Source organism: Agrobacterium larrymoorei (assembly GCF_030819275.1).
In the GTDB taxonomy this organism is placed as follows: domain Bacteria; phylum Pseudomonadota; class Alphaproteobacteria; order Rhizobiales; family Rhizobiaceae; genus Agrobacterium; species Agrobacterium larrymoorei_B.
Window position 1 is genome coordinate 16,192 of sequence record NZ_JAUTBL010000001.1, and the last position, 17,093, is coordinate 33,284.

Sequence of the window (17,093 nt, forward strand, 5' to 3'; positions counted from 1 at the left end):
ACGTCCGCCGGCCTCCCTCGAAGACCTTACGGAAGAACGCCATGTACGACACGATCATCGTGGGAGCGGGATCGGCCGGCTGCGTTGCCACCTATCGGTTGAGCCAGGACGAGAGCCGCAAGGTCCTCGTTCTCGAAGCCGGGCAGGACGCGCCCCTTGCCTCCAATATCCCGTCCGACTGGGTGACCATGTTCAACACCCGCGCCGACTGGGGATATTACACCGAGCCGCAGGCGGGGTGTCGCGGTCGCCGCGTTTTCTGGCCCCGCGGCAAGATGGTCGGCGGGTCCGGTGCCTTGAACGCCATGATCTACATCCGTGGACTGGCAAGCGATTACGACGCCTGGGAACAGGCCGGATGCGCCGGATGGGGCTGGCGTGACGTGCTGCCTGTTTTCCTCTCCAGTGAGGACAATGCCGATTTTTCCGACAACCCCTGGCACGGCACCGGCGGACCGCTGCATGTCGGTCACGCACCCTACGTCGATGAACACGAGTACCAATGGCTGGAAGCCGCGGCTGCGGCGGGTTATGCCCGCACCCCCGATTTCAACGGGCCGCGGCAGGAGGGAGTCGGCCTCTTCCAGTTCACGATCAAGAATGGCGAACGTTGGAGTGCCGGCAACGCCTATCTTCGCCCCGCCCTCCTCCGTCCCAACGTGACGCTCACAAAGGGAGTCCTGGTCACCGGATTGATCGTTGAGAACGGCCGCGCCACCGGGGTCAAGTATCTCGTCAACGGCGTACCGGAAACAGCGTATGCCTCAAGCGAAGTGGTGATGGCGGCCGGCGCGATCGGCACCTGCCATATATTGATGCTTTCCGGCATTGGCTCAGCGGATGAGCTGCGCCAGATAGGCATATCCCCCCGACACGACCTGCCCGGCGTAGGCAAGTCGCTTCAGGACCACCTCAACATTCCTGTTTCCTTCTACTCCAAGAAGCCCATGGGCATCGGCGCCTGGACGGAAGAGATTATGAACGAGAGCATGAAGGAATGGCAGGACCGTCGCAGTGGTATGCGCACCTCGCCCTGGGTTGCCGCAGGCGCGCATGTCTGTAGCCGGGAAGGCATCGAGCCTGACCTGCAGCTTTACGGCGCGATCACCCCGCACCGCGACTACGCCCGTTTTCTTGGCGGTCGCTCCGGCATCACGGCCCACTGTGTGCTTCAGCGTCCGAAAAGCCGCGGTGAAATCCGGCTTCGGTCCGCCGATCCGACCGAACACCCCGCGATCGATCCTCGCTATTTCGTGTCTGACGAAACGGGCACCGATCTCACGACATTGGTCGAAGGCGTTCGCATAAACCGTCGAATCCTGTCTCAAGCGCCGATCCGTGATCTGATCGACTACGAGCTTTCACCCAGCGCTGAATGCAGGACGGACGAGGAGATCGCGGATTATGTGCGCGGCCACATGGCGACACTCTACCATCCCTCCAGCACCTGCCGCATGGGCACGGACCCGCTGGCGGTCACCGATCCCGACACCATGAAGGTTCACGGACTGGAAGGCCTTCGCATCGCGGATGCCTCCGCCATTCCGATCATGGTGTCCGGCAATCTCAATGCGCCCACGATCATGGTCGCTGAACGCACCTGCCAGAAAATCCTCGCAGCCTAAGGATATCCCGATGACGATCGCACCTCAATCCAGCCACTGGCAAGAGAAAGCCGCCACACTAAGGCCGGAAGGCCGTCTGTTTATCGACGGCGATTACGTTGCCGCAAGATCCGGGGCGGTTTTCGAAAGTCTCAATCCCGCAAACGGCACCGTTCTCGCCGAGGTCGCACGCGGGGATACTGGAGACGTCGACCACGCGGTCGCCTCCGCCCTTAAGGCCTTCAAGGCCGGCATATGGTCCCGCATTCCACCACGGCAGCGCATGGCCGTACTCTACCGCTTTGCCGACCTGATCGAGGCCCACACGGAGGAGTTCGCACTTCTCGATACGCTGGACATGGGCAAGCCGATCAGCGAAATGCTTTCGGTCGATGTGCCGCTGGCGCTGACCTGCATTCGCTTTACGGCCGAATGCGTCGACAAGCTGCAGGGAACGGTCGGCGCGACCGCGCCGGATGCCCTATCCTATGTATTGCGCCAGCCGCTTGGTGTCGTCGGCTGCATCGTTCCCTGGAACTATCCTCTTCTGATGACCGCCTGGAAGATTGCCCCCGCTCTTGCGGCTGGGAATTCTGTCGTCCTGAAGCCAGCCGAGCAGTCCCCGCTTTCCTCCGTGCTGCTGGCCCGACTTTTCGTGGAGGCCGGCGGACCTCCCGGCGTCTTCAATGTCGTCAACGGCTTTGGTTCGGAAGCCGGTAGGGCGCTTGCTCTGCATCATGATGTGGAGAAAATCGCGTTCACCGGGTCGGTCGAGGTCGGCAAGCTGATGATGACCTATTCCGGTCAGTCGAACATGAAGAAAATCTCGACGGAATGCGGCGGAAAATCACCCCATGTGATCATGGCCGATGCAGCCGATCTGGAAATGGCGGTGGACTGGACTGCCATGGGCATTTTTGGCAATCAGGGCGAAGTCTGCTGCGCCGGGTCCCGCATTCTTATCCAACGAAAGATCCTGCCGGAATTCACCTCACTGCTTCGGATGAGGGCGGAAAACACATATCGGCCGGGGGATCCGCTGGACCCGGCAACGGGTATGGGGCCTCTGGTCGACATCGGGCAGCAGAAACGCGTTCTGAACTATATCGGACTCGGAAAGCATGCCGGTGCCAGTTGCATCTCGGGCGGCGGCATACCCGTTGGCCTCGAACACGGCGCCTATGTCTCTCCGACGATATTCACAGATGTGACAAACGATATGACCATCGCCAGGGAAGAAATTTTCGGGCCTGTTGCCAGCCTCATCGCATTCGACACCTATGAGGAGGCACTGGCGATTGCCAATGACACACGCTTCGGTCTCGCCGCCGGAATCTGGACCTCCGATCTGGGAAAAGCTCACCAGTTTATAAGGGATGTCGAGGCAGGAATGGTTTATGTGAATAGCTACATGATCGGAGACATGCAGTTTCCGTTCGGCGGATGGAAAGAAAGCGGAAACGGTCGCGACAAGTGCATGGAGGCCCTGGCTTCCTACACGCAGACAAAAAGCGCCTGGCTAACCATAGGGATGTAGAACCTATCTAAGATCCTCGCCGCAGACTGGCTAGCTCCGATAATTTAAGCCGTTTTGAACTGGAATTTTCCACTTGTGATCCCTGAAGGGAAGAAGAGGAGAATTCGATGAAGGCGTCTGAGTTTTCGTAAGCGCAGATTTTGGTTGTTTTGAAGCAAGTAGAGAACTGACGTCACGGAGAGATGCTACCGCACGTCAAACGGCGCTCGCCACTCCAGGAGCGACCGTGATCGAAGTATCGCCCGTCTCCAGCAATTTCAAAAGGTGATCCAAGCTGTAAGGCTTTGGCATAAACGCCCAGCCCAGTCCGACATCGTCGCTGACATCCCGACCAGACACGACAACGATCTGCGTCAGCGGAGATACGCTTGAAACCATTCCGGCGAGATCGAGGCCATTGAGGTGTCCTGGCATGTCGACGTCAGTGACCAATGCGTCGAAGCACGGACTGCGTCCGATCGCCGCGACCGCCTCAAGGACGTTCGCTGCCTGCACGACAGTGTACCCATCGTCCTGGAGCGCCTCAACCAACATCAATCTGATCAGAAGTTCGTCTTCTACGACGAGCACAGTACGCGGGGACATGGGTGGCTCCAATGGCTATCGGTTACTCAACTTGTCCACGCCCGTTTCGATCATCCCTGCTACTCAGTATTTGCCAACATATTTAATTAAATCTGAATGACCAAACTTGTACTTGAAAGCTCACTCGCCTGCGATCACATGAACGTAGCAAGAACATTCATGGGAGAAGTCATGATGACATCTGGTGAAAAGCAGCTTTCCAAGACCGCAATTCGCACCTTGTCGGCGATCCACCAGTATCGCTACCAGCGACGTTCTGGTCGTGTGTGGCTGGTTGGCGACAAGCGCATCTCGACCTCAACCGTTGCCAACCTTGAAAAGGAATCTTTCGTCAGAGAAATCGCCACAAATGGCTCTCCTCGCCTTGTCTTAACTGACGAAGGCAAACGCTTTGTCGCTAAGGTTGGTGAGTAGGGTAGTTGGGACCCTCGCAAATTGCGCGGATCGAATATTTCGGTTGATTTTCTCATCAGGGCCACGGGCATCATACCTTTGGCAATGTCTGCGTCCGTGGATGTCGCTTTGACGTGTGGTTGAGTTTGGGGGAAGGTATCAATGTTCGACACATGCTTTAGGCATGGAAGCCGACCTGACCGTTGCAGCTAAAACTGACGATCGGGAAAAGCTCAAGTCGGTGCGCAACGTCCTCCTTGCAGCTTTTCAAAATATGGTTCTCGCGCCTCCGCGTAGAACGCGGTTGTTTCGCAGCATGCCTAGTCTTATAGGCCCATGGCCGCAAAATTGACCTCTAGGAGTTGCCTCACGGTTTATTTCAGTGCATCATAATCCGGCAGTACCAGCTGCATATTCTTCATTTGCCAAACCTTAGGAGGTCCAAATGGAAGGTGCACCCGTACGTTTTAGAGCGATCGAGGACTGTGAAGCCTCAGGAGTTCCCATTCCCGCCGGCCCCTATATCGGTAGGGAAAAAATTGAAACCGCGCACAACCGCCCCGCAGGGCGAGCCTTTCTCTACAGCCTCGACATGGCAGAGAAAAACACAATCCTCGATGTGACGCCCTTGGTCGAACTCGGCAAAATCACGGTCGTCCGGCAAAGCGCGCTATAGGCAAAAACCCTAAATGAAATTTTGTGAGAAACCCTCTGCGTCGGAGGGTTTCTTTTTGTGGTTAGGCGACCAGCTAATGACCAAAAAGAATTCCGTAACGAAGTCGACCTCGTTGCGGGCACTTACCGTCTTGAGCTGGGACGGGGTTCAAGCGCATCCAGCGCATCAGAATTGTCCCTGCCCCAAGCGTAGAGCAACTCGACGGGTTCGACGAAACGCTTGCCTAGTTCGGTCAGCCGATATTCCACAGCAGGCGGTCTTGTCGAATACACATGTCGCGAGACCAGGCCGGAATGCTCCATTTCCTTCAACGTTTGCGTCAGCATCTTCTTTGAGATGCCTGGCAGGCTCCGTTCCAACACACCTGTCCTTGCGGCACCCTGATGAATTTTGTGCAAGGTGTGCAAGATCATGCTCGTCCATTTGGTCGAGAACAGTTCGAGCACTCGGCGGGGCGCACAGTCCTCGCGCCAATCCTCTTCATTGCTGCCCGGCCTCATCGTGGTCACCTCCTGGTATCCATGTCCCCAAACTGTCCCGTCTACATGTCGGCCTGCCGGATGCCTAACTGTAGTTCAATCAAAAATGGAGCGTCATCATGGTTAGAACAGCATTGGTCGTCGGCGCAAGCGGGATCGTTGGCAACGCAACGTCAGAGCTATTGGTGAAAGAAGGCTGGAAAGTCTACGGGTTGGCGCGTAGGCCCAAGGATCATAATCGCATCGTGCCCGTTGCTGCCGACTTACAAAATGCAGAAGAAACGGCGCGTGCTTTGCACGACGTCAGACCCGATGCGGTCTTTATAACCACATGGGCCCGACAGGAAAGCGAAGCGGAAAATATACGCGTCAACTCCGCGATGGTTCGTAATCTTTTAGCTGGGCTCAGTCCTGCTCAATCCACACGACACGTGGCGCTGGTTACCGGACTGAAGCACTATCTCGGGCCCTTCGAAGCTTATGGCAAAGGCGTCCTGCCGCAAACGCCATTTCGTGAGGAACAGGGCCGTCTTGATGTTGAGAACTTCTATTATGCGCAGGAAGATGAGGTTTTTTCTGCCGCTGAGCGCGACGGTTTTACCTGGAGTGTCCACCGTCCACATACCGTTATCGGCCAGGCGGTCGGAAATGCCATGAACATGGGAACGACGCTTGCCGTCTATGCTACCATTTGCCGAGAGACCGGTCGTCCATTTCGCTTTCCCGGTTCGTCCGCTCAGTGGAACGGCTTGACGGATATGACCGACGCCAACCTTCTGGCGAAACATCTGGTTTGGGCAACCGAGACTCCACAGGCTGGCAATCAGGCGTTCAATGTCGTCAACGGAGATGTTTTTCGATGGAAATGGATGTGGCAGAGAATTGCAGACTGGTTTGGCATAGAGCCAGCACCCTTTGATGGCACAATCAGTCCTCTGAGTGAGCAGATGAGCAACGATGCTGTGATCTGGAGAGACATCGCTAAACGCGATAATCTGGTGGAGCCTAACATCGACCGTCTCGCGTCTCCATGGCACACGGATGCGGATCTCGGCCGCCCCATCGAGGTCGTAACCGACATGAGTAAAAGCCGCCGTCTTGGCTTCAACGAATACCAGCCGACCGACGATGCGTTCTTCGCCCTTTTCGCAAGCCTTCGCAAGAACCGCCTTATCGCCTAGAAACTTTGATTGCCACGAGCGGATTAGGAAAATGAGACTGCTCCAGCTTTTGCTGGCGCAGTCAATGCGCTTGTTCAATCGTAGAATAAAGTTTCCTTCGATAGTCAGAGCTCGATCGCTTCGTACGGGTCAAGCAAAGCTTTGCAACCCTCCCATGCCGTCCTGATCGCTACTCGCTGGATTCAGCGACTGAGCGTGTGGAGAAAAATCAAAGGGGCGTGCTCCGGGCGCTGTGGTCAACACCGCCATAGCGATAGCCCAAGTAATATGGGGGCGAGATCATGACGTGTTGGCCTAACTTATCGGGGCGCTTCCCGGTACCGTCAGACACCACCGTGTTACCCCATCGCAACGTCTTATTGCTTCACATCGGAATGATGCTGTTGGGGTGCATTACGCATCGCTGCTTCGACCACATCGAGCAACCCCGGGAAGCGCTCATTCAGTTCGGCACGCCGAAGCGCATTCATATGTGTGACGCCTTCATTGCGTGTCCACACCAGCCCAGCTTCCCGTAACACGCGGAAGTGATGTGAAACGCTAGACTTCGGCCTGCCCCCGTCCAGTGCACTGCACGTTGCCTCATCGGTAACGCAAAGCTTTTGCACGATCTCAAGGCGCACTGGATCACTCAGCGCGTAAAACAATTGCTCTAGGCTGACTTCGTGAATGGCGGGATGCTTCATGACTCTCATACCACCATCATTAACACGGGTATCACTTTAATGCCATTGTTCTATTGTATTCGAACTAACGAAGATGTAGACCCACCGCATTCTTGAACCGGAGACCAACAATGGCAAAGCTGTTTGACACTTTCAGCCTCAAAGGCATCACCCTACGCAATAGAATAGCGGTTTCCCCAATGTGCCAGTACATGGCCACGGATGGTGTGGTTTCGGACTGGCATCTTCCTCACTATGCGGGCCTAGCGCGCGGTGGCGCGGGTCTGGTCGTACTGGAAGCGACAGCTGTATCAAAGGAAGGGCGGATTACGCCCGGCGATCTCGGCATCTGGAACGACGCCCAGGCTGAAGCACTTCGCCCAATCGTTGAGGCCATCAAATCCGCAGGCTCGACGCCGGGCATTCAGATCGCCCATGCTGGCCGCAAAGCCAGTGCCAATCTGCCCTGGGAGGGTGATGATCATATAGCTCATGGTGACCCGCGTGGATGGCCAACCATCGCACCGTCAGCAATTGCCTTTGGCGGCGACCTCGGAAAAGTGCCCGCTGAAATGACAAAGGACGATATAATTCGCGTGCAGCAGGATTTTGTTGCTGCAGCCGAACGGGCTCGCGATGCGGGGTTCGAATGGCTTATGCTGCATTTTGCCCACGGTTATCTGGCGCAAAGTTTCTTCTCCGTCCACTCCAATCAGCGGCAGGATGAGTACGGCGGAAGCCCCGAAAACCGTGGGCGGTTCTTGATTGAGACACTCGCGGCGGTGCGCAAAGTCTGGCCCGAAAACCTCCCGCTCACGGCCCGTTTCGGGGTGATCGAGTTCGATGGACGTGACGAAGAGACCCTTCGAGAATCAATCGCTTTGATTCGCCGCTTCAAGGAAGCAGGCCTTGACGCAATCGACGTCAGCATCGGTTTCTCCACGCCAGCGGCGCAAATCCCTTGGGGTGCCAACTTTTTGGCCGAGATCGCCGCACGCGTTCATGTGGAAACAGACCTGCCGGCATCGACCAGCTGGTTCATCAGCGATCCTGTTCAGGCTGATGCTCTTATTCAGGACGGAAAAACGGATCTGGTGATGCTGGCCCGTCCACTCCTCGCCGATCCGCACTGGCCTTATGCCGCAGCAAAAGCGCTCGGCGTTGAAAATCCCGCTTGGGCAACACTGCCACCACCTTACGCCCACTGGCTGGCGCGCTACCGTACCAACTGATCGTCAAGGTGACACCAGCGTGCTTCGATCCGATGAGATTGGAGCACGCGGGTTGCCGCCAGCGAAGGTCTAGGTGGACGCGCTGCCGAGCAATCTGCTTAAGCCGATTTGGGCTTGGATGGTTCCCATGACGGGCCAAGCCAGTTTTGCGCCTGTAACCACCCTCGAACCGGCGCGGAAGGCAACAATCCGGTAAATCTGTTTCGCACCTGGCAACGGAGGACAGTTATGCATAACGCTTGGTTGTCCACATCAACAGCGAATACAAAGCCAGATCACTGCAAATGATCGCTGACATGCAAGCCCGCCGTGCGCCACTCGGTCGAGACGATAACGCAGTTTTATATAGTTCCTGCGAAAAATCTCGACCGCATTGGTAATATGATTGCCGGACCCGAAGCCGCAATCTGCGCCTCATTCGCGCGGAAATGCCGGAGAGGCGACTATCTCTGGAAAAATTATCGCCAATCCAATCTCATACTTTATGTAGAGATGAAAGAGATGCACTCACTCCACCGCTTCGAACCGGATATCCTGCGCGCCTCCCCACAAAACGATGCGGCCCAATTCAGGCAACTTGTCGAGGTTTGACTTGATCGTGATGAAGTGATTACCAGCCAGCTGGCCCATCTTCGACGAGAAGTCAACGCCGCCGTAGGCGAGCAGGATCTCGGTCTCGCTGATGCCGCCCGGGTAAAGAAGGATGTGGCCGGGAGCAGGGTGACTCGTGTGGTTTTCATATCCGACACCGAAATCGTGGTCGCCGAGCGGAATCCAGACGCCCTCTCCAGACCAGCGCACGTGAACGATCTTGCCTTCAAACGGCATTTGCTTCAGAAAAGCTTCCGACGTTTTTGGAGCCTTGTCTGTTTCCAGTACCGCGTCAAATTCGAACGGACCTGCCTTGATCTTCAATTTCATGCTGTTTCCTTTTATGTAAAATTCTCGAGGGTCTCTGCCTCTCCTCGAAGAGGCAAAAGCCCTATCCCTTCGTTCCTGGCGGTTGCGAGCGTAAAGTCGGCTCCCGCCTTTGCTGGAATCGCTCCAATCAGACTGAGCGCATCGAGCGTGTCGTGGCAGAACGGTAAGTACCCTGCCCTTTCTGGCCAACGAGTGCGCCGTCTTCGACCATGATAGTCCCCGCAACGATCGTTGTTATCGGCCAGCCCTGAATTTCCAGGCCTTCATAAGGCGAATAGTCCGAACCGTCGTGCAGATCCGCGTGGCGGATGACACGGCGTACCTCAGGATCCCAGATCGCGATATCGGCATCAGCGCCGACCGCAATCGTTCCTTTTTGGGGATAAAGACCGTAGGTCTTGGCGTGATTGGTCGCGGTAATCGCAACGAAACGCGTCAGCTCGATACGTCCGCCCATTACGCCCTGCGAAAATAGGATTGGCAGTCGGACCTCCACGCCTGGAATGCCATTCGGGATATGGCGGAAGTTCTCGCGGCCCTTGGGGTTGAGCTTGCCCGTCACATCGTCGTAGCGAAAGGGGCAGTGATCGGAGGAAAACAGCTCGAAGACGCCGGTTTCGATGCCGCGCCAGCATTCCTTCTGGGCGGCCTCGTCTCGCGGCGGTGGGGAGCAGACGTATTTTGCTCCTTCCCAATCCATACCTTCCAGATCCTTGGCGGTCAGCGTGAGGTATTGCGGGCATGTTTCGCCGATAACCCGAACGCCGCGCTGACGCGCACGCATGATTTCTTCCATCGCTTCGCCATTCGAAACATGCACGATGACGATCGGCACGTCGGCGATTTCGGCCAGCGACAGAGCGCGATGCGTCGCCTCCCGCTCCACCGCGACCGGTCGTGTAGATGCATGCGCCCTTGGGGCTACATTCCCTTCAAGTTCGTGCTTATTGATGAGAAAGCGGATAGCATCCTCGTTTTCGCAGTGAACCATGACGGTCGCACCTGTACGGCGGGCGACATCGAGCGTCTTCAAGATATCCGCGTCATTCAGGCGCAGATTCTCATACGTCATGAATACTTTGAGAGACGTGTAGCCATCCTCCACTAGCGCTGGAATTTCCTGTCCGAGCACTGCATCCGTCGGGTCGGAAATGATCAGGTGGAAGCTAACATCCGTGTAGCATTCGCCTTCGGCGAGCTTGTGATACTCGGTAAGGGACGCGCGCAATGGCTTGCCCTTCTCCTGAAGGCAGAACGGCATGACGGTCGTATTGCCGCCGAACACCGCCGAAAGCGTCCCACTTGCGAAATCGTCCGCCATGACAATCCCCTCGCCTGAGGGCTGGGAGATGTGTACGTGGCTATCGATACCGCCAGGCAGCACGTATTTTCCGCTGGCGTCTATTGTTCTTGCCGCGCCCTTCAGCTGCATCCCGATCTGGACGATCTTACCGTCCTTGATGCCAATTGATGCTTGATAGACGTCTGACGCCGTCGCGATCGTGCCGTTCTCGATGATGAGGTCGAATTCTGTCATGGCTTGCGTGCTCTCAGTGCTGGAGGATCTTGCTGAGGAAGGCTTCTGTGCGGGGGTTGTGCTTGCCGGCGAAAAACGCTTCGCTGGGGCTGTCTTCAACGATCTCGCCCTGATCGATGAAGATGACGCGGGTCGCCACGCGACGCGCGAAACCCATCTCATGGGTCACGACCATCATCGTCATCCCATCTCGCGCCAACGATGTCATAACGTCAAGCACTTCGGAAATCATCTCTGGATCAAGCGCGGAGGTCGGCTCGTCAAACAGCATGGCGAGTGGGTCCATGGCAAGTGCGCGGGCGATTGCTACGCGTTGCTGCTGGCCACCGGATAGTTGACCGGGATATTTGCGCGCATGGTCGACGAGCCCGACACGATCGAGCAGCTGCATCGCTTTCGTCTGCGCGAGCGTATCGCTCCGCCCTAGAACGATCCTTTGGGCAAGCATGATGTTGTCCATGATCGTCAGATGCGGAAATAACTCGAAATTCTGAAACACCATGCCGACACGAGTTCGGAGGTTGGGCAGGTCCGTTTTCGGATCGCCTACCTCAATGCCGTGGACACGGATGGAGCCTTTCTGAAAAGGCTCCAACCCGTTGACGCATTTGATCAGCGTCGATTTCCCCGAGCCCGATGGGCCGCAGACAACCACGACTTCACCCCGGTCGACATTCACATTGCAGTTCTTCAAAACCTCATAGGGGCCGTAGAACTTGCTGACGCCGTTGATCTCGATCATGAACGACCTTTCTTGAAGCGTGATATGGAGAATGGCTGCAATGCCCGACCGGTTTCTCGGCCCAGGACAAGCTGAGCAGTGAGTTGGCCGACGATCGGGCCGAGAGTATAGCCGTTCGATGTGACTGCATTGAAGAATCCGGGCTGGTCAGGATGTTCGCCCAGAATGGGTGCTCCGTCGATATTGATGTTCATCGCAGCCCAACTGCGGATGACATGCAACTTTCTCAAGGCCGGCACCACATGCTGTGCTACCCAAAGATTTCCCTCAAGACTCGACAGAAGGGGGCGAGGATGCTGGAATACGGGATCGAGCCCGGCCGTCCAGCCACCACCGATAATGAAGTTTCCGTTTGCAGCCTGCTTAAGTGTCAGGTGGCGATCGGCGTGAGCCACGAGGCAGGATATCGTCGGCGCGGCCGCCTCCGTGACAACCATCTGCAAGGGCGCACCGAAAACAGGAACGTCAAGACCAAGCATCGCACCGATCCGGGCAGCGAAGGCGCCCGCCGCGTTTACGACACGCCCTGCCCGGATCCGCCCACGGTTCGTTTCAACGTCAAATCCGCCGACAACCGGCGTGATAGAAATTACCTCGCAGTTGTCGATGATCCGGGCGCCTGCCTCACGCGCAGCCTTGAGCACATGCTCAGTGGCAATAAGCGGATTGATCTTGCCCTCCTGCGGGCAGTAGGCCGCGCCGACAAACTGGCGTGAAAGCGCGGGCTCTATCTGCCGCAGTTCGCCCTGATCCACGATGCGGCATTCAATACCGGCCTTTTGCTCGACTGCGACCTTCTCCTTGAGAAAACGGAGATGCTCATCGGTCTCTGCCACCATAAGCCCGCCGGTCACTTTCATCTCGAAGTCCCGCGCGAGTTCGCGTTGCAGGGATGCCCACAGCGAAATCGAATCTCGCTGAAGCGGTAGGGTCTGGGCCGCAGGCGCCCCTCCCCCTTCCGAGCGGGCTCCATGATCAAAGGAAAGCAGCTGGGCATGCAGGCTGCCGGCATTGCCGCCGGAGGCGAGCGAGTTGGGGAAGCTCCGTTCCACCACGGTTACGTCCTCGCCCTCACGCGCCAGAAACAACGCCGTAGAGATCCCGGCAATGCCGCCGCCGATCACCAAGGTTGATGTTTCGCTCACCTGCAAAGGCTCAGTATTTTTGACCGGCGGACGGTCGGGCAGGACAGCCCGCTTGTGTCCACCCCATTCCGGCTTTTCGACAGCCAGCGCAGCAAGGGGAACAGGGCGCAGGGGCATCTGCGGTGCAAGAAAGCCTCGCGTCTCGTCGTTCCGATGGAGAGATTTGGCGATGCCAGCGATAGACGGTCCGCAATAGCGGCTCTGGCAACGCCCCATACCGGCGCGAGAAAGGCGCTTCAGCGTCGCGACGTCGAGCGCGCTGTCTTGTGCAAGCTTTCGAAGCGCTCCAAAGGTCACGCCTTCGCAGCGACAGAGTATCGTCTCGTCAGGCGCGGCGTGTGTGTCGCTCGTGGCCTGAGAACTCCCGGCTGCGAAGAGGGCCCATAGCGCCTTTTGAAATGCCCTATGCCGGGCAAGCTTTTTTTCGAGCCAAGTCGTCGACGTTGCCGAATGGCCAAGTTTTCTTGCCACTGCCATGCCGGCAAGCCTCCCAGCCGCCATTGCGACATGCGCACCACCGAAGCGGGCTGCCTCGCCCACGACATGCACGTCCGGCAGGCTTGTCTCACCATCGCTCTTGCAGATAGCGACAAGATTGCCGTTGACCACTTCATGCGCGCAACCAAGCAGGCGGGACAGTTCATTCGACGGGGTAAAGTTGCCGCCAACAAGAAGCGTGTCGGCGGCAAAAGTCACGCGCCCATCGGGGCCAGAGATGGCAATTTCCTCGAGGCTGTCGGCACCAGACGCTGCGACGACGTCGCTCTCCCAAAGGATGGGAACGCCTGCCTTTCGCAGGCCCTCGAGTTGTCGCATGCCTTTGGTCGCAAGCAGCGGATCGGCTGCGAAAAGCTGCAGCGCGAGGACAGGCCTCGTCCACGGAGCGGGTGCCTTTTCCACCAGTGCAACAATGGTCGCTCCGGCCTTGAAGAGCTCTGCGGCGATCTGAATGTTCAACGGCCCGTTACCGGCGACGACGATACGTTTCCCAGCAACAGCTCCATAGCTTCTCAGTAGCGTCTGCGCCGATCCGGCTGTCATCACCCCTGGCAGGGTCCAGCCCTGAATGGCAGTCGGACGCTCGTGAGCCCCGGTTGCGATCACGGTCATACGAGGTTTGCAGTAGAATGCCCCATTGGCACCAAGACAGCCGATGATTGGCGCCGACGCATCCCGTCGCTCGGCGCCCCAGACGGTGCTGCCTTCAAGAAAGGTTACGCCGGCATCTCGGGCAGCTCGTACAAGATCTGCACCCGACAGAGCCTGCTCGTCATTTTCGAGAAGACGGCTAGCCGTCCCCGTCAGCGGCTGTTTAAAGAACTGCCCGCCGGCAGAAGATCTTTCGTCGAGCAGCATAACGGAAGCGCCCGCCGATGCGGCGGCCTCGGCTGCGCAGAGACCTGCTGGACCTGCGCCGACAACCAGGAGATCGGTTTCGAGGATGGGGATGTTCGCTGGGGTTTCCGCAAGATCATCGAAATCCGCCGACATGAGATCAGGCCGGGGCTGGGGCTGGGTGATCGTCATGCCAGGCTGGACAGAGGTCATGCAGGCCCGCTGGCTCGCCTTGCCATTTACCGTCACAAGGCAGTCCTGACAGGCCCCCATGCCACAGAAAAGACCCCGCGGCTCGCCTTTTAGACCACGTGAAAAAGAGTGGCGGCCAGCTGCCTCCATCGCGGCTGCGATGGTCATTCCCCTTTCGGCCTTGATCACTGTTCCATCGAAGCTTATCTCGATGGGCGTGTCGGAACCCGGCGGGTATTGCGTCGAGACAGCGGGCATCGTCGTTCTTCCTCAGGCCGTGAAAACCAGGCCGTAATCGGAAACCAGCTGCTTCATCTCAGCATCCTGTGCCGCGGGAAGCGGCAAACGCGGAGGGAGAGGCGTTCCTGCCTGAAAACCCATATGAGTGAGCAAGGACTTCGAGCCGGCGACATAGGCCTGTCCGCCAACGGCCTGAATGACCGGCAGCCATTTTAGATAGAGCGCGCGCGCTTCATCGAATTTCTTCTCGTCAGCGGCCAGCTCGAAGATCCGCGCCATAGGACCTGGTGCGACGTTCGATGCAACGGCAACCCACCCCTGAGCGCCCATTACGAAGGATTCGAAGCCGAGAATGCCGCCGAATACGGTCATGTTATCGCCAGCGAGACGAATGATGTCCCTTACGCGGGTCACTTCGAGCGTCGATTCCTTGATATAGTCGCAACCCTTGATTTCGGCGATGCGTTTGACGAGTTCGGGCTTGAGATCAACATTGGCGGTTGCCGGATTGTTGTAGACCATGATCGGGATGGAAATCGCCGAGGCAACCGTCCTGTAATGCTCGACCAATTCATCATCTGTGGGCGTGCAATAGAAGGGCGGAATGACCATCACTCCGTCAGCGCCCATATCTTCAGCCTTGCGGCTCAGCCGCACGCATTCACGCGTATCCTCTGCACCCGTGCCGATGAGGACCGGAACCCGGCCGGCAGTCGTCTCGATGACTGTGCGAGCGACGGCATCGCGTTCCTCTTCGCTTAGCGACAGGAACTCGCCTGTCGAGCCAAGCGGGATCAGACCATGAATGCCCTCTTTGATCTGCCAGTCTGTGAAAGAGGCTAGTGCGCTGAGATCAACGGCGCCATCGCGATCCAGTGGCGTAATCATAACCGTGTATACGCCGCGAAATGTCTTCGTCATGTGAGTAAGTATCCTGGTGTTAACGCTTCTCGTTGATCGACAACCGGGCGTCGGCTTGTCCGAGACGGTTTTCGATGTATCGCTGGAAGAAATCCCAGAGCGTGGTCAAAAGCAGATAGTAGATGGCCGCAACGGCGAAGAGCTCGAGCACCATGAAGCGCTCCTGAATCAGGACCTGCGTGCGTCGGAGCAACTCCTCCATCGAGATGACGGATGTCACCGAGGTCGTCTTCAGCAAGCCATTCACCGAATTGCCGAGCGGCGGGATGATGACCTTGAACGCCTGCGGCATGACGATATGGCGCATGATCTGTCTCTCAGTCATGCCGAGTGCACGCGCAGCACGAGATTGACCTTCAGGAACGGCACCGATGCCAGCGCGAATGATCTCCGCAAGATACGCGGCCTCATTGGCCGCCAGCCCCACCAGGGCTGCCTGGATTACACTCAGCTTGATGCCGAAGAGCGGTAAGGCGGTATATAGCGCGATCAACTGCACCAGCAGCGGCGTTCCCCGAAACAGCCAGATATAGACCTTGGCGAGCATCTGCACCGAGCGCAGATGCGACCGCCGCATCATTGCCAACACGAAACCCAGGACGAGACCGGCGATCAGAGACACAACGGTCAGCCAGATCGTCGTAAAAACCCCACCAAGGATGAAGGGATTGACGAGATACCCGAAAAAACCCGACCAGTTCCATAACGTCATCAGACCATCTTCCTACAAAATACGCGAGCGTGGAGACCACGCCCGCTATGTTCAAATCAGGCCGGTCAGCGGCCAGGACCCTTGACGGAATAGTCGCCGGCAACCATCGGGAGACCGTATTTGTCGAACAGCGTCTTGAGCGAGCCATCCGCCTTCATGCCCTTGAGCGTGGCGGAAACGGCATCCGCAAGAGCCGGGCTCTTGAACGCAACCGCGACAGGCGCGGGATAGAGGCCGCTGATGGCGCGTTTGAAATCGCCACGAGCGTCGTATTCCTTAGCCACCGCATCAATGGACACGACGCCGTCAACCTGGCCGGCACGCAATGCCTGGAAGGCAAGAGCAAAATTGTCAAATGTCCGAATTGAGAGGCCCGCCTTGCCAGCGTCGCGGAGCTCCTTATCCAGAAGACGGGTCTTCGTCTCCTCGAAGCCGCCGATCTCGACGCCGATCGTCATGCCTGCCAGATCATCCTTCGACTTGACGCTCTTGTCAGAGTTCGGCGCAATCGAAATGCTGATCGCCTGATCTTCATAGGGGATCATCTGCATGACCTTGGCGCGCTCTTCCGTGAAGAAGATGCCTGTATTGATCATATCCCAGCGGCCCGCCTGCAGACCGGGCACCATCGCGGAAAATTCGATGCGAACATATTCAGGCTTGAGGCAAAGCCTCTTGGCGATTTCCTCGCCCAACTCCACACGCATGCCTTTCAACTGGCCACTGGAATCAACGAACTGCAGTGGCGGCAGGGTGGGGTTGGTCGAAATCACCAGTGTGCCGGGCTTGATAAGCTCACCGGCGGCGACCTTTGGGTCACAGCTTTGCGCGAAGGCGACCGATGCCATCATCGAGAACGCTGCCGCAAGCGTGAAGCGGGAATGCAAAAGCTTTGTCATATTGGCCTCTGGGGTTGTTTATATTTATTGGCTCCACATTTTTGTATTCATGTGGGATCCCACTTTTATACACTAATGGTCATATCGTGCAAGTCTG

16 protein-coding genes are annotated in these 17,093 nt (G+C 57.4%); 6 read left to right on the top strand and 10 right to left on the bottom strand.

Annotated features, from left to right (window positions below; translation table 11 throughout):
• Nucleotides 1-41: 41 nt before the first annotated feature.
• Together QE408_RS00090 and QE408_RS00095 are read left to right on the top strand one after the other, a co-directional pair.
• Nucleotides 42-1,625 (top strand): GMC family oxidoreductase, encoded by a 1,584-nt coding sequence (locus QE408_RS00090; RefSeq protein ID WP_306927434.1) that lies wholly within the window; start codon nt 42-44, stop codon nt 1,623-1,625.
• Between the two features lie 10 nt (nt 1,626-1,635).
• Nucleotides 1,636-3,141 carry an aldehyde dehydrogenase gene (locus tag QE408_RS00095; RefSeq protein ID WP_306927436.1) on the top strand — a complete coding sequence of 502 codons (1,506 nt, stop codon included), beginning with the start codon at nt 1,636-1,638 and terminating at the stop codon, nt 3,139-3,141.
• A gap of 195 nt (nt 3,142-3,336) precedes the next feature.
• On the opposite strand, the gene QE408_RS00100 is transcribed toward QE408_RS00095, so the two are convergent.
• Entirely contained in the window at nt 3,337-3,726 is a 390-nt protein-coding gene (locus QE408_RS00100) for a response regulator (RefSeq protein ID WP_306927438.1), read from the bottom strand.
• Nucleotides 3,727-3,897: 171 nt separating this feature from the next.
• Here QE408_RS00100 and QE408_RS00105 point away from each other — a divergent pair, with 171 nt between their 5' ends.
• Both QE408_RS00105 and QE408_RS00110 read left to right on the top strand, forming a co-directional pair.
• Nucleotides 3,898-4,140, top strand: a complete 243-nt coding sequence (locus tag QE408_RS00105) for a hypothetical protein (protein ID WP_306927440.1) — start codon at nt 3,898-3,900, stop codon at nt 4,138-4,140.
• Nucleotides 4,141-4,564: 424 nt separating this feature from the next.
• The gene (locus tag QE408_RS00110; protein ID WP_306927442.1) at nt 4,565-4,795 is read left to right on the top strand and encodes a hypothetical protein; all 231 of its coding nucleotides are present in this window, start codon (nt 4,565-4,567) and stop codon (nt 4,793-4,795) included.
• Between the two features lie 122 nt (nt 4,796-4,917).
• Here QE408_RS00110 and QE408_RS00115 read toward each other — a convergent pair whose 3' ends face one another.
• Entirely contained in the window at nt 4,918-5,295 is a 378-nt protein-coding gene (locus QE408_RS00115; RefSeq protein ID WP_306927444.1) for a winged helix-turn-helix transcriptional regulator, read from the bottom strand.
• A 98-nt stretch (nt 5,296-5,393) separates the two neighbouring features.
• Between QE408_RS00115 and QE408_RS00120 the strand changes: the two genes are divergently transcribed.
• The gene (locus QE408_RS00120) at nt 5,394-6,455 is read left to right on the top strand and encodes an SDR family oxidoreductase (protein WP_306927446.1); all 1,062 of its coding nucleotides are present in this window, start codon (nt 5,394-5,396) and stop codon (nt 6,453-6,455) included.
• 356 nt (nt 6,456-6,811) lie between these two features.
• On the opposite strand, the gene QE408_RS00125 is transcribed toward QE408_RS00120, so the two are convergent.
• On the bottom strand, nt 6,812-7,141 hold the full coding sequence (locus QE408_RS00125) for an ArsR/SmtB family transcription factor (RefSeq protein WP_373465472.1): 330 nt from the start codon (nt 7,139-7,141) through the stop codon (nt 6,812-6,814).
• 110 nt (nt 7,142-7,251) lie between these two features.
• Between QE408_RS00125 and QE408_RS00130 the strand changes: the two genes are divergently transcribed.
• A complete protein-coding gene (locus QE408_RS00130) occupies nt 7,252-8,352 on the top strand; it encodes an NADH:flavin oxidoreductase/NADH oxidase (protein ID WP_306927450.1) in 1,101 nt (366 codons plus the stop codon).
• Nucleotides 8,353-8,859: 507 nt separating this feature from the next.
• Here QE408_RS00130 and QE408_RS00135 read toward each other — a convergent pair.
• The 7 genes from QE408_RS00135 to QE408_RS00165 all read right to left on the bottom strand — a co-directional run bounded on the left by QE408_RS00135 (nt 8,860) and on the right by QE408_RS00165 (nt 16,996).
• Nucleotides 8,860-9,273 carry a DUF3830 family protein gene (locus QE408_RS00135; protein WP_306927452.1) on the bottom strand — a complete coding sequence of 138 codons (414 nt, stop codon included), beginning with the start codon at nt 9,271-9,273 and terminating at the stop codon, nt 8,860-8,862.
• Nucleotides 9,274-9,400: 127 nt separating this feature from the next.
• Nucleotides 9,401-10,810, bottom strand: coding sequence for a dihydropyrimidinase (hydA, locus tag QE408_RS00140; RefSeq protein ID WP_306927454.1), 1,410 nt, complete (start codon nt 10,808-10,810; stop codon nt 9,401-9,403).
• Between the two features lie 13 nt (nt 10,811-10,823).
• Entirely contained in the window at nt 10,824-11,552 is a 729-nt protein-coding gene (locus tag QE408_RS00145) for an amino acid ABC transporter ATP-binding protein (protein WP_306927456.1), read from the bottom strand.
• Nucleotides 11,549-14,482: an FAD-dependent oxidoreductase gene (locus QE408_RS00150; RefSeq protein ID WP_306927457.1), complete on the bottom strand. Its 2,934-nt coding sequence runs from the start codon at nt 14,480-14,482 to the stop codon at nt 11,549-11,551. The genes QE408_RS00145 and QE408_RS00150 overlap by 4 nt, the downstream gene beginning before the upstream one ends.
• A 12-nt stretch (nt 14,483-14,494) precedes the next feature.
• Complete coding sequence (gene dapA / locus QE408_RS00155) at nt 14,495-15,385, bottom strand: 4-hydroxy-tetrahydrodipicolinate synthase (protein WP_306927459.1); 891 nt, start codon at nt 15,383-15,385, stop codon at nt 14,495-14,497.
• A gap of 19 nt (nt 15,386-15,404) precedes the next feature.
• Nucleotides 15,405-16,097: an amino acid ABC transporter permease gene (locus QE408_RS00160; protein WP_306927461.1), complete on the bottom strand. Its 693-nt coding sequence runs from the start codon at nt 16,095-16,097 to the stop codon at nt 15,405-15,407.
• Nucleotides 16,098-16,162: 65 nt separating this feature from the next.
• Nucleotides 16,163-16,996 carry an ABC transporter substrate-binding protein gene (locus tag QE408_RS00165; RefSeq protein WP_306927463.1) on the bottom strand — a complete coding sequence of 278 codons (834 nt, stop codon included), beginning with the start codon at nt 16,994-16,996 and terminating at the stop codon, nt 16,163-16,165.
• Nucleotides 16,997-17,093 lie beyond the last annotated feature (97 nt).

Coding starts and splice junctions, on each gene's coding strand:
- QE408_RS00095 (WP_306927436.1), top strand. CDS start 1,636: ATGACGATCGCACCTCAATCCAGCCACTGGCAAGAGAAAGCCGCCACA.
- QE408_RS00110 (WP_306927442.1), top strand. CDS start 4,565: ATGGAAGGTGCACCCGTACGTTTTAGAGCGATCGAGGACTGTGAAGCC.
- QE408_RS00145 (WP_306927456.1), bottom strand. CDS start 11,552: ATGATCGAGATCAACGGCGTCAGCAAGTTCTACGGCCCCTATGAGGTT.
- QE408_RS00165 (WP_306927463.1), bottom strand. CDS start 16,996: ATGACAAAGCTTTTGCATTCCCGCTTCACGCTTGCGGCAGCGTTCTCG.
- dapA (WP_306927459.1), bottom strand. CDS start 15,385: ATGACGAAGACATTTCGCGGCGTATACACGGTTATGATTACGCCACTG.
- QE408_RS00090 (WP_306927434.1), top strand. CDS start 42: ATGTACGACACGATCATCGTGGGAGCGGGATCGGCCGGCTGCGTTGCC.
- QE408_RS00150 (WP_306927457.1), bottom strand. CDS start 14,482: ATGCCCGCTGTCTCGACGCAATACCCGCCGGGTTCCGACACGCCCATC.
- QE408_RS00130 (WP_306927450.1), top strand. CDS start 7,252: ATGGCAAAGCTGTTTGACACTTTCAGCCTCAAAGGCATCACCCTACGC.
- QE408_RS00160 (WP_306927461.1), bottom strand. CDS start 16,097: ATGACGTTATGGAACTGGTCGGGTTTTTTCGGGTATCTCGTCAATCCC.
- QE408_RS00115 (WP_306927444.1), bottom strand. CDS start 5,295: ATGAGGCCGGGCAGCAATGAAGAGGATTGGCGCGAGGACTGTGCGCCC.
- QE408_RS00120 (WP_306927446.1), top strand. CDS start 5,394: ATGGTTAGAACAGCATTGGTCGTCGGCGCAAGCGGGATCGTTGGCAAC.
- QE408_RS00125 (WP_373465472.1), bottom strand. CDS start 7,141: ATGAAGCATCCCGCCATTCACGAAGTCAGCCTAGAGCAATTGTTTTAC.
- QE408_RS00135 (WP_306927452.1), bottom strand. CDS start 9,273: ATGAAATTGAAGATCAAGGCAGGTCCGTTCGAATTTGACGCGGTACTG.
- QE408_RS00105 (WP_306927440.1), top strand. CDS start 3,898: ATGATGACATCTGGTGAAAAGCAGCTTTCCAAGACCGCAATTCGCACC.
- hydA (WP_306927454.1), bottom strand. CDS start 10,810: ATGACAGAATTCGACCTCATCATCGAGAACGGCACGATCGCGACGGCG.
- QE408_RS00100 (WP_306927438.1), bottom strand. CDS start 3,726: ATGTCCCCGCGTACTGTGCTCGTCGTAGAAGACGAACTTCTGATCAGA.